Source organism: Clostridium putrefaciens, from assembly GCF_900461105.1.
Lineage (GTDB): Bacteria > Bacillota > Clostridia > Clostridiales > Clostridiaceae > Clostridium_L > Clostridium_L putrefaciens.
In genome coordinates, this window is sequence record NZ_UFWZ01000001.1 from 742,407 (window position 1) to 755,041 (window position 12,635).

Below are 12,635 nucleotides of genomic sequence, written 5' to 3' on the forward strand. Positions count from 1 at the left end.
ATAAATTTTAAGGTAGAGTAATATGATGTTTAATGATAAAAAATTTAAATATAGGATGGTATATTTTGTAGGAGTAATACTCGCCATATTGGCAGCAAACTATTTTGCTACAAATATGGGAACAAAAGAAATTCCCTACAATCAATTTTTAACTTTAGTTGAAGAAGGTAGCGTAGAAAAGATAGTTATTCAAAGAGATAAAATTCTTATAAAGACTAAAGAGAATACTGAATTTGCTGAAAAGGCATTATATACAGGAAATCTTAGAGATCCTAATCTTATAAATATATTAACTGATGCTAAAGTGGAATTTAATGCAGATGTTCCAAATAATAGCCCTATGTTAAACGCAGTATTATCTATAATTCTTCCGTTATTTATCTTTCTTATGATAGGAAGACTTCTTTTTGGTAGAATAGATAAAAAAATGGGCGGAGGAGTTATGTCCTTTGGGAAAAATACTGCTAAACTTTATGCGGAAAATGAAACAGGAAAGACTTTTAAGGATGTTGCAGGACAAGAAGAAGCAAAGGAATCTTTAGTGGAGATTGTAGATTTTCTTCATAAACCTGAAAGATACGCAGAAATTGGAGCAAGATTACCTAAGGGTGCACTGCTTGTAGGACCTCCAGGTACTGGTAAAACATTACTTGCAAAGGCTGTAGCAGGAGAAGCTAATGTGCCGTTTTTCTCATTATCAGGTTCTGATTTTGTTGAGATGTTTGTAGGAATGGGAGCTTCAAGGGTGAGAGATCTATTTAAACAAGCAGAAGAGAAGGCTCCATGCATAGTATTTATTGATGAGATAGATGCTATTGGAAAAAGTAGAGATACATCTATGCAAGGTGGTAATGATGAAAGAGAACAAACTTTAAATCAATTGCTTTCAGAAATGGATGGTTTTGACTCATCTAAAGGAGTTGTAATATTAGCTGCAACTAACAGACCCGAAGTATTAGATAAAGCACTTTTAAGACCAGGTAGATTTGATAGAAGAGTAATTGTGGATAGACCAGATCTTAAAGGTAGAGAAGCTATATTAAAGGTACATTCAAAAGATGTTAAGCTTGGAGACGATGTAGATCTTTTATCTTTGGCAAAATCTACCCCCGGAGCTGTTGGTGCAGATCTTGCTAATATGGTAAATGAAGCCGCTTTAGGGGCTGTAAAAAACAATAGAAAAGTTGTAACTCAAGAAGATTTAGAAGAAGCTGTTGAAGTTGTAATAGCTGGTAAAGAGAAAAAGGACAGAATTATGTCTGCTAAAGAAAAAAGAATAGTAGCCTTCCATGAAGTAGGTCATGCTCTTGTAGCAGCTACATTGGAAAATGCTGATCCAGTTCATAAGATAACCATAGTTCCAAGAACCATGGGGGCTCTTGGGTATACTATGCAATTACCAGCAGAAGAAAAGTATTTAGTATCTAAAGAAGAAATGATGGATCAAATAACAGTTATGTTAGGTGGAAGAGCAGCAGAAGAAGTTGAATTTAATAGTATATCCACTGGAGCCTCTAATGATATTGAAAGAGCCACTCAAACGGCTAGAAGCATGGTAACAATGTATGGTATGACAGATAAGTTTGATATGATGGCACTAGAATCTATGAGTAACAGATATTTAGATGGAAGACCAGTCCAAAATTGTAGTGCGGAAACTGCAGCGCTTATAGATGAAGAAACTTTAAATATAATAAAGGAATGTCACAAAGGTGCTATTGACTTATTAAAAGAAAGTAAAGATCTTCTAATAGAAATATCAGAAACACTTATAGAAAAAGAAATACTTTCCGGTGATGAGTTCATGAGTATAATAAATGCATATAGGGATAGAAATAATCTTCCAAGGATTGAAGGTAAAACTTCTATTGAATTTAACGAAAAATAAGATAAAGATAAAATCCTTGGGCTATAGAAACTATAAATTTTTAGTAGGATTTAAAATGGTTATAAGGAGCACTTCTTTAGGATACCCTAAAGCTAAGTGCTCTGTCTATTTTGACAACCTTTTAAAATTAAATAACAAAGGAGGTATATAAGAAGAGTAATACTTCTTATATTATGATTATGAGTAAAGAAGATTTGAAAGATAAAAATAGAGAGTTAGAGATTGCTAATGAAAAGCTAAGACTTGAATACACTAAAGACATTATAAATAATGAGGTAATTGAGTATTTACAAAAGAGAAAGGAAATATCTCAGTATATATTAGACTATAGAAAAAATGTTATAGAAGAGTTTAGAGATGATGAGGATAAGATAATAGATTATTTTGATCATGAAAGATATATAAAAGAAGAAGCATTCAAAACTATAGATAGAAGGCTAAAGGAACTTACACAATTAAAATTGTCACCTTATTTTGGGAAGGTAACCTTTATAGAAGAGGATGATGATACTAATGAACAAATTTATATTGGGAAATTTGGTGTTATACCTGATTCTAGTATTGAACCTATTGTAGTTGATTGGAGAGCACCGGTATCTTCCCTTTTTTATGCAGGAACAATTGGTAAGGCAACTTATAATTCTCCAGAAGGAGCAGTTAATACTGAAATAGTAGAAAGAAGACAGTTTATAATAAAAAAGGCCGAACTTTTAGGTATGTTTGATTCTGAACTAGATATAAAAGATGAGATATTACAAATAGTATTAAGTAGTAATAGTTCCCAAAAGTTAAAAGATATAATAACTACAATTCAAAAAGAGCAAGATATGATAATAAGGTATCCAAGAACAGGGGTGGTTGCAGTTAATGGTGTGGCAGGTAGTGGGAAAACTACTATAGCATTACATAGAGTTGCGTATCTTATATATAATAACAGAAAGGCATTAGAAAATAAGGTTTTAATATTAGGACCTAATAATATATTTATGGAGTATATATCAAGTGTATTACCGAGTCTTGGGGAAGTGGCTGTAAAGCAAGAAACCTTTCAAGATTTTGCAAAAGATATATTAGACATTAAATCAGAAGTAATGAATTTTAAAGATTATGTGGAGTCTATAGTAAGGGAAGATAAAGAATTAACAAAAGACATAGAATATAAGAATTCAAAAGAGTATATTGAAACTTTAGACCAACATATAGAAATATTAAATAAGGATTACTTTGATATAGGGGACATTTATTTTAGAGATGAAATTATTGTAGAAAAAAGTGAAATTGAAGAAATGTTTAATGGCCATTATGCTTATATGCCTCTTTTTAAAAGAAATAAGAGAATAAGAAGAGTTTTAATTAGTAAGATAAAGGATAAAAGAGATGATTATTTTAGAGAAATAGAAAAAAAACATAAAGAACTAATAGATAATCTTACAGAGGAAGAAAAGAACTATGAAACGAACACAATAGAATATAATAGAAAGCTGCAAATAAGAGAACTTATAAGAGATGTTATAAGTTGTAAGGAACAATTAAATTGGCTAGATAATGAATCTTTAGAAGAGATATATCTAAAGTTAAATGAAAATGACAAATTAATTATAGATGACTTAGCGCCTATGTTATATCTTAAGTTAAAGCTATATGGAGTTAAATATGAAGGTGACATAAAACATGTAGTTATAGATGAAGCGCAGGATTATAGTCTGATTCAAATGCAAGTAATAAAAGAAATTACAAGATGCAACTCTTTTACTATAGTAGGGGATATCAATCAAAGACTTATAAATAATAAAAATAAGCCAGCATTGAGTGATTTAAGTGAAGTATTTAAGGATGATTTAAAATATTTCAATCTAAATAAAAGCTATAGATCAACAAAACAAATAATAGATTATGCTAATGGGTATTTAAAAGAAGAAAAAATAGTGCCTTTTGTACGAGATGGTGAAGAAGTAGAATATAAAGTATTCAAAGAGAAGTCAGAGCTTATTGAAAATTTAAAGGAATCTTTAGAGAAATTTAAAAATAAGGGGTATGACACTATAGCCGTAATATGCAGGGATGAGGGTATGATAAATTCAATAAAGAAACCTTTGACGGAAGAGATACAAATAAAAGTCATTGCCTCAGAAGATGATATATATAATGGAGGTCCAGTGCTTATCCCATCTTATTTTGCAAAAGGATTAGAGTTTGATGCAGTGATTTTGGTGGATAATAACGAAGAAAAGAGTGAAGATCTAGTAAAATATGTGATGTGTACTAGGGCGCTACATGAACTAAAAGAATTTAATTTAATCTAACAATTTAATATAAAAATTTAACATTAAAAACTAAAGTGTTATAAGAAGATTAGCACTTTAGTTTATTTTTAAAAATTATCTTAAAGATTTTCATTGTAGATAAACAATGATTTTGCAATTTTAAAAAGGTATATTTCATTTAATAACATTTAATGAAATAATATGTTGAAAAATAAATATATTATCTAAAAATTCACAATAATATTAAATATTATTAAACAAAAACAAGAAAAATGGTAGTATAATATTATTTACATAGCTAAATTGATAATTGAATAATAATACCATTAATAAAAGATATAATATGTAAAAAAGAGGTGTATATACAACGAGTTTTTGAAATACATATCATTGAATTTGTGTTTTGTTAGTGTTATATTTTAAAATATCAGAATTAATAGCATGAAAGAAAACCTTTTCTATATAGAAAGGGAACTTAATTGTTAAGAATGTTACAATAAATATCTAAATAAAAAGGAGGAATAATAATGAGTTTTACAAGTAATTTAAAACCTCAAAATGTTTTTAAGTTTTTTGAAGAATTAACTAAGATACCACATTGTTCAGCAGAAGAAAAACAAATAAGTGACTATTTGGTGAATTTTGCAAAGACAAGAAGTTTAGAGGTAGTACAAGATAAGAACCTAAATGTAATTATAAAGAAGCAAGGAACTAAAGGATATGAAAACGCTCCTACAGTAATAATTCAAGGACATATGGATATGGTTTGTGAAAAATCAAAAGATAGTTCACATGACTTTTCTAAAGATGCTTTAGAATTAAGACTAGATGGAGACTATTTATATGCAACAAATACAACTCTAGGTGGAGATGATGGAATAGCTGTAGCTTACGGCTTAGCATTGCTAGACTCTGATAGTATAGACCATCCTCCAATAGAACTTTTAATTACAACTGAAGAGGAAACAGGAATGTTTGGAGCAGATGCTTTAGATCCTTCTAATTTAAAGGGTAAAATACTTTTAAATATAGATGCTGAAGAAGAAGGTATATACTTAGTAAGTTGTGCTGGTGGAGTTAATTCAACAGTTGAATTTAAACCAACCTTTGAGGAAACTTCAAAGGAAACTGTAGAAATTGAGATTTCAGGTTTAAATGGTGGACACTCAGGTATGGAAATAATAAAGCAAAGAGCTAATGCTATTAAGTTGATGGGACGAGTTCTTAATTCATTAAATAAGGAATTATCTTTTAACTTAGTATCAATGAATGGTGGATCAAAACATAATGCTATTGCTCGTGAGTGTAAGTCAATTATTACTGTTAATTCAGATGGATTTATAAAGGTACAAGACCTATGCCGTAAATTAGAAGAAATATTTAAAGCAGAATTTAGAGTAGAAGACCCAGGTATAAGTATAAATGTTTCAAAATATGGAGAATCTAAGAGACAAATGAGCTGTGAAGATACAGAAAAACTAATAACATTTTTAATGACAGTTCCAAATGGTGTTCAAACTGTAAGTAAAGACATTGAAAACTTAGTTGAAAGCAGTTTAAACATAGGAATTTTAGAAACTTCTAAGGATGAAATTAAATTTACTATTTCAATTAGAAGTTCAATTAAGAGTTTAAAATATGAAATTTCAGAAAGAGTAGAGTCCCTAGCAAAAATAACTGGAGGGAAGTTTGTAACTTCTGGTGAATATCCAGAATGGCAATATGAAGAAAACTCGAAAATAAGAGAGTTATGTATAGAAACTCACAAAAAAGTATTTAATGAAGAACCAAAGATTGATGCGATACATGCTGGACTTGAATGTGGACTTCTAAAAGAAAAGATGCAAGATACAGACATGATAAGCTTTGGACCTAATTTATATGATGTCCATACACCAAATGAACATTTAAGTGTATCTTCTGTAGAAAGAGTATGGAACTTCCTACAAGAACTACTTAAGAACATAAAGTAATAAATAAGGGTTTATTACTTTAGTATCTCTAAGATTCACTAGAACTTATACGTTGTATTTACTTGAATTATTAATTTGAAATCTGTTATCAATATAAAATCATATCTCATGTTTTCTTTTATAAAAGGTTAAATAATATTAATCTTTTATAAAAGGAACATGAAAAATGTATTTTAGCAATTATATTAATATAACAAAACATTAAGAAAGGTTGGGTTTACCAATGGCAAGTGATAAAAAGAAACTTTCCAGTACCGCATATTCCGGATGCAAAGGCGAGGATTATGTACCATTTATAGCAACTACAGTAGCAATGCCTGAAACTACAGGTTATTCAATTATACTAGGTATTTTGTTCGCAGCTTTATTTGCAGCAGCAAACACATATCTTGGATTAAAAGTAGGGCTTACAATTTCTGCAGGAATACCTGGTGCTATTTTAGCTACAGGAATCTTAAAGGGATTATTTAAGAGAAACAGTATTTTAGAAGCTAATATGGTATCATCATTAGCAGCAATGGGAGAATCAATAGCAGGAGGAATTATATTCGTATTACCTGCATTAATACTTTCAAATTTTGATTTAAGTATTATGACTGTAGTGTCCGTAACTGTAGTAGGTGGACTTATGGGAGTATTCTTTGTAACACCATTAAGAAGATTCTTAATAGTTGAAGAGCATGGTAACTTGGTTTACCCTGAGTCTATGGCAGCAGCTGAGGTTTTAGTTACTGGCAGTGAGGGGGGAAGTGCTTTTAAAACAGTATTAACAGGACTTGGAATAGGTGGAGCATATAAATTCTTATCAGGTGGAACTAAATTATGGGCTGAACAATCTACATACACAATAAAGAGCTATCAAGGAACAATGATAGGAGTAGATACATTAGCATCATTACTTGGTGTTGGATTTATAGTAGGTACTAATGCATCTTTACTTATGTTTGGTGGATCTTTTATTGCTTGGTTTGCTTTTATACCATTAATTAAGTATTTAGGAAGTGGACTTGCAGCACCATTATTCCCTTCGGTTAAATTAATTTCAGAAATGTCAGCAATGGAAATATGGAAAAGTTATATAAGGTATATTGGTGCAGGTGCGGTTGCCATGGGTGGATTTATTTCACTTATTAAATCTTTACCTACTATCATAAAGAGTTTTAAACAAGCAATGTCAGGTATTGGGTCAAAAATAAACGGCGAAGTAGACAGAATAGATGTTGAAGCACCTTTAATATGGGTTATCGCTGCTGCAATACTTGGATTCCTTTTAACTTGGTTATTACCAGCTATAGGAGGGGGAGTCATTGGAGGATTACTAGTTGTAGTATTTAGTTTCTTCTTCTCAGTTGTATCTGCTAGAATGGTAGGTATAATTGGAGCTTCAAATAACCCAGTTTCAGGAATGACTATAGCAACATTATTATTTGTTACAACAGTATTAAAACTTACAGGATCAGTAGGAGACGATGGTATTAAAAAGGCGCTATTAATAGGTGGAGTTGTGTGCGTTGCTATTGCAGTTGCAGGTGGAACAGCACAAAGTTTAAAAACAACATTTATTATAGGAGGTACTCCTAAAAAGGTTCAAGTTGGGATGTTTATTGCAGTAGCATTTGGTTCAGTATTCTCAGCTTTAGTAATAAAAATGTTAGATAAAGCTTATGGAATAGGTAGTGCAGCTGTAGCAGCACCACAAGCGGTATTAATGAAAATGATTGTTGAAGGAATTATGACAGCTCAACTTCCATGGACATTAGTTATAGTAGGAGCTGCAATCGCTATATTCTGCGAACTTGCAAAGATTCCTATATTACCAGTTGCTTTAGGTTTATATTTACCTATAACATTAAATACAGCTATATTATCTGGTGGATTAATCAGAGTTTTAGTTGAAAAGAGATTTAAAAACAATGAAGAAAGAAAGACAAATTCTTTAGAAAAAGGAACATTACTTGCTTCAGGACTTGTAGCAGGGGATGCTCTAGTAGGAATTGTAATAGCTATATTTGCAACTTTAAGCTTAGATGAAAAGCTAGGTTTTGGAGCTAGAATAGCACCTAGCATAACTCAAGGAAACTTATTATCATTTATCATGTTCCTTGGATTAGCAGTATGGATATACATGTTTTCAACTAGAGAAGACAAAGGAGTTATCTAATTATGAGTAATACCCAAGATGAAAAATACAACTTTGTACTATATGTGCCAGAAATAAAGCATGACAGATGGGAAGAGAAGGACGGAAAGGTTACTCTATACTATGAAGTAACAGATCCTGTTAAAAGGTTTGCAGCATGGCTTGTAAAAAAGCCAAAAGTCTGTGATATTGAATTTGATGAACTTTGTTCTTCCGCATGGTTACTGATGGATGGCGAAAGAAGCATATATGATATTGCAAAGATAGTTTCATCAAAGGCTGGAGACGATATAGATGAATCTTTACGTAGATTAATTATTTACCTAAAGTATTTAGCTAAAAGAGGCTGGATTACTTTTAAAAAGCCAAAAGTTTCTTCGGATCTAGAATCAGACATAATAATTAAAGAATAGTTTAATTGTTAAATTAATCGAGTATAGTCTTAGATTGTGATATTCATAAACTAAGACTATACTTTTTTATTGACAAGTAAGTAATTTTGATGTTATTATAAACTTGATTGGTAGGTACCAGTTAAGTTTATAATGAGGTGTTTGAGTTGAATAGTATTGATAAGTCAAGTAGGGTTCCACTGTATTCGCAACTTATGGATATAATTATAGAAAAGATAACTAATAGTTTGAGTGAAAATGATCAGCTAGCATCAGAAAGAGAGATTTGTGACACTTATGACCTTAGTAGATCTACTGTAAGGCAAGCCATGGTTGAATTGCAAAAAGAAGGATATATATATAAGGTTCATGGTAAGGGGACATTTGTTGCGCCTAAAAGGTTGAATCAAGATTTAATGCAGTTTTATTCATTTACAGAAGAAATGAAGAAAATAGGGAAAGAACCTAAATCTGTAGTTATAGATTGTGAAGTAATAGAAGCTAATGAATTCTTGTCTGAAAAAATGAAGATTGAAGAAGGAAAAGGCTTATATAAAATAACTAGGTTGAGGAAAGCAGATGATACACCAATGCTTTATGAAGTTACTTATCTTCCTTTAAAAAGGTTTCCAGGACTTAATAAGCAAGATCTAGAAAGTAGAGCTATGTACGATATATTTAAAAATAAATTTGCTGTAGATATATTTATGGCAGAGGAATATTTCCAGCCAGTATTAACTAATAAACTAGAGAGTAAGTACTTAGAAATACCAGAAGGAGCACCAAGTTTAAAGATAGAGAGATTATCATTTGAATTAGATAAGATAATTGAATATACAATAAGCGTTGCTAGGGGAGACAAATTTAAGTATAAAGTTAGACTTCTTAATAAATAAAAAATTTAATATAACTGGTAATGACAACATAACAACATTACCATAAAGGAGATTAAAATATGAAAAAGATATTTAATAGGGCCATTGAAGAAATAAAAGATAGAGGAGCATTGAATACAGCTACTGAGATATATAATCAGCCAAAACTTTGGAAAGAAGTACTCAACATACTAACTGAGTCTAAAGACAAAATTGCTAGTTTTATGGAAGGTGCTATAAATAAAGAAGGTTTAAGGATAATATTGACAGGAGCAGGCACTTCAGCTTACGTAGGAGAAATTGCAGCTCCTTATCTATCAAAGCTGCTAGGCATTAAAGTAGAGGCAATAGCTACTACAGATATAGTGTCTAATCCAAAGGAATATCTACAAAAAAATAATCCCACTATTTTAGTATCCTTTGCAAGGTCTGGAAATAGCCCAGAAAGTGTTGGGACATTTAATTTGTCAAAAGACTTAATAGAAGATGTAAGTCAAATAGTGATAACTTGTAACAAAGATGGAGAGCTTGCAAATAGGGTGAAGAGTAGTGATAAGGACTTGCTTTTGTTGATGCCTGAAGAGAGTAATGATAAAAGCTTTGCTATGACAAGCTCCTTTAGTTGTATGCTTTTAACTGTGCTTTGTATATTTGATATAAAGAATACAGATGAAAATTTAATAAATACTATTATTAAAAATGCTACAAAAATTTTAGATAATCACTGTGATGAAATAAACAAATTAGTTGAAATGGATTTTAAAAGGGTTGTATATCTAGGGTCTGGATCTTTAAAAGGATTAACTAAAGAAAGCTCATTAAAGAATCTTGAGCTTACAAGTGGCAGGGTAGATACTTATAATGAAGCTGTTTTAGCATTTAGACATGGTCCAAAGTCGGTAATAAACGATGAAACTTTAATAATAGTCTTTTTGTCCAATGATTCCTATACTAGAAAATATGATTTAGATTTAATAAAAGAAATACATGGGGATAATGGAGAACAGAAAGTTGCTGTAATTAGTCACAAAGAATATGAAGAACTTAAAGGACATTGTGACTATTACTTAAGTTTAGATAAAGAAGAAATAGATGACGCCTTTAGTGCAATGGAATTTGTTGTATTTGCTCAGCTATTTGGAATGTTTAATTCCTTGCGTCTAGGTATAAGTCCAGATAATCCAAGACCAGATGGCTCGGTAAATAGGGTGGTTAAAGGAGTAAGTATATACCCATTTAACTAATTATAGGTTAATAAAAGAAGGAATATAATAATTTAAAAAGGATGGTATAGTATGGAGAGAATAGTATCAAGTAAAAATATGTTATTAATGGCACAAAAGGAAGGGTATGCAGTACCAGCTTTTAATATACACAACTTAGAAACAATACAAGCTGTATTAGAAACTTGCTCAGAAATGGGATCACCTGTTATATTAGCTGGTACACCGTCAACAATATCTTATGCTGGAGCTGAGTATATAGTATCTATCGCTGATGCTGCAAGTAAGATATACAATATACCTATATCTATACATTTAGATCATTTCGAGAAAATAGAGCAAATAGAAAGATATGTTAAGATGGGATTTAAATCAGCTATGATAGATGCTTCGCATGAAGACTTTGAAAAGAATATACAAATTGCAAAAAGCATAGTAGATTTTGCTCATATGTATGATACAACTGTTGAGGCTGAGCTTGGAAGATTAGGTGGACAAGAAGATGATATTATAGTTGATGAAAAAGATTCAATATATACAAATCCTGAAAAGGCACAGGAATATGTAGAAAGGACAGGTATAGACTCTTTAGCTGTGGCTATTGGTACAGCACATGGACTATATAAAGGAACTCCTAAGTTGGATTTTGAAAGATTAAAGGAAATAAAAGATAAAGTTAAGGTTCCTTTAGTTCTTCATGGAGCATCAAATATACCGGATGAATTAGTTAGAAAGGCTATATCAATAGGGATTTGTAAGGTTAATATAGCAACAGATTTAAAGATCCCCTTTGCAACTGCAGTAAAAGACTTTTTCAAAAATAATCCGGATGAAAGTGATCCAAGAAAATATATGACACCTGGAAAGATTGCCATGAAGGAAATTATAAAGAAAAAGATAGAGGTGTGTGGAAGTGCTAATAGATACTAATTTAATAGCTACCATAACATTAAATCCATCTATAGATAAAAGATATACTGTAACTACGTTAGAAAAAGGGAAGGTTATTAGAACTTCTAAAGTTATAAATACAGCTGGAGGAAAAGGCTTAAATGTAAGTAGAGTATTAAAGGATATGGGATCTAACGTTCTGGCCACAGGATTTCTAGGTGATCATAATGGTAGATTCATAGAAGAAATATTAAAAAGATGTAATATTAAATGTGAATTTCAATGGATTAAAGATAGTACAAGATGCTGTATTGCTATATTAGATGATGAAGGAAATCAAACAGAAATACTAGAGCCAGGTCCTTTTGTATTAAATGAAGAAATATGTAAATTTTTAAAAGTATATAATGATATATTAGATAAAGTTAACATATTGGTTATAAGTGGAAGCCTTCCTAAGGGATTAGATAAAGAATTTTATAAAACACTCATAAATTTAGCAAAAGAAAAAGAAAAGATAGTTCTTTTAGACAGCAGTGGACAAGGTTTAAAAGAAGCTATTAAAAGTAAACCATATTTTATAAAACCTAATATAGAGGAATTAGAGGCGTTAACTAACAAATCTTTAAAGTCTGATTTTGAAATTATAAGAGAAATAGATAAACTTCATGGTAAAGGTATAGAGTTGATAATAATATCATTAGGTAAAGATGGAGCTATAGGAAGTTTAAATGGAGAGAAGTATAAAATAACACCTCCAAAAGTCAATGTAATTAATGCTGTGGGTTCAGGCGATTCTATGGTAGCTGCTGTGGCCTATGCTTTAAGTAAGTCTATGAATCTAGTAGACTTACTTACTATTGCGGTATCTACAGGTACTGCAAATGCCATGGAAGAGGTGACGGGTCATATTAATATGGAAAATTTAAAAGATATAATAAAAAACGTAACAGTAAAAAGATTTGATTAATCCATATAAAGTCAGCACC

Annotated in this window: 9 protein-coding genes; all 9 read left to right on the forward strand. The window is 30.8% G+C overall.

Annotated features, from left to right (window positions below; genetic code table 11):
- Window positions 1-25: 25 nt before the first annotated feature.
- The 9 genes from ftsH (at window position 26) to pfkB (ending at window position 12,616) form a co-directional block, all read left to right on the forward strand.
- A complete protein-coding gene (gene ftsH / locus DY168_RS03235) occupies window positions 26-1,888 on the forward strand; it encodes an ATP-dependent zinc metalloprotease FtsH (protein ID WP_115642397.1) in 1,863 nt (620 codons plus the stop codon).
- 194 nt (window positions 1,889-2,082) lie between these two features.
- A complete protein-coding gene (locus tag DY168_RS03240; protein WP_172556253.1) occupies window positions 2,083-4,191 on the forward strand; it encodes a HelD family protein in 2,109 nt (702 codons plus the stop codon).
- A gap of 488 nt (window positions 4,192-4,679) precedes the next feature.
- Window positions 4,680-6,125: an aminoacyl-histidine dipeptidase gene (locus DY168_RS03245; RefSeq protein WP_115640458.1), complete on the forward strand. Its 1,446-nt coding sequence runs from the start codon at window positions 4,680-4,682 to the stop codon at window positions 6,123-6,125.
- Between the two features lie 223 nt (window positions 6,126-6,348).
- Window positions 6,349-8,286 carry an OPT family oligopeptide transporter gene (locus DY168_RS03250; protein WP_115640459.1) on the forward strand — a complete coding sequence of 646 codons (1,938 nt, stop codon included), beginning with the start codon at window positions 6,349-6,351 and terminating at the stop codon, window positions 8,284-8,286.
- Window positions 8,287-8,288: 2 nt separating this feature from the next.
- Window positions 8,289-8,678 (forward strand): PqqD family peptide modification chaperone, encoded by a 390-nt coding sequence (locus DY168_RS03255; protein WP_115640460.1) that lies wholly within the window; start codon window positions 8,289-8,291, stop codon window positions 8,676-8,678.
- A 146-nt stretch (window positions 8,679-8,824) separates the two neighbouring features.
- The gene (locus tag DY168_RS03260) at window positions 8,825-9,553 is read left to right on the forward strand and encodes a GntR family transcriptional regulator (protein WP_115640461.1); all 729 of its coding nucleotides are present in this window, start codon (window positions 8,825-8,827) and stop codon (window positions 9,551-9,553) included.
- A 59-nt stretch (window positions 9,554-9,612) separates the two neighbouring features.
- The gene (locus tag DY168_RS03265; protein ID WP_115640462.1) at window positions 9,613-10,776 is read left to right on the forward strand and encodes an SIS domain-containing protein; all 1,164 of its coding nucleotides are present in this window, start codon (window positions 9,613-9,615) and stop codon (window positions 10,774-10,776) included.
- A gap of 51 nt (window positions 10,777-10,827) precedes the next feature.
- Complete coding sequence (locus tag DY168_RS03270) at window positions 10,828-11,685, forward strand: tagatose bisphosphate family class II aldolase (RefSeq protein WP_115640463.1); 858 nt, start codon at window positions 10,828-10,830, stop codon at window positions 11,683-11,685.
- Complete coding sequence (gene pfkB, locus DY168_RS03275; protein WP_172556254.1) at window positions 11,669-12,616, forward strand: 1-phosphofructokinase; 948 nt, start codon at window positions 11,669-11,671, stop codon at window positions 12,614-12,616. Before DY168_RS03270 ends, pfkB begins: the two co-directional genes overlap by 17 nt.
- Window positions 12,617-12,635: the final 19 nt, after the last annotated feature.

Bases quoted from the DNA above. Each gene is read 5' to 3' on its own strand.
- DY168_RS03245 (WP_115640458.1), top strand. From the start codon at position 4,680: ATGAGTTTTACAAGTAATTTAAAACCTCAAAATGTTTTTAAGTTTTTT.
- DY168_RS03265 (WP_115640462.1), top strand. From the start codon at position 9,613: ATGAAAAAGATATTTAATAGGGCCATTGAAGAAATAAAAGATAGAGGA.
- DY168_RS03270 (WP_115640463.1), top strand. From the start codon at position 10,828: ATGGAGAGAATAGTATCAAGTAAAAATATGTTATTAATGGCACAAAAG.
- DY168_RS03250 (WP_115640459.1), top strand. From the start codon at position 6,349: ATGGCAAGTGATAAAAAGAAACTTTCCAGTACCGCATATTCCGGATGC.
- DY168_RS03255 (WP_115640460.1), top strand. From the start codon at position 8,289: ATGAGTAATACCCAAGATGAAAAATACAACTTTGTACTATATGTGCCA.
- ftsH (WP_115642397.1), top strand. From the start codon at position 26: ATGTTTAATGATAAAAAATTTAAATATAGGATGGTATATTTTGTAGGA.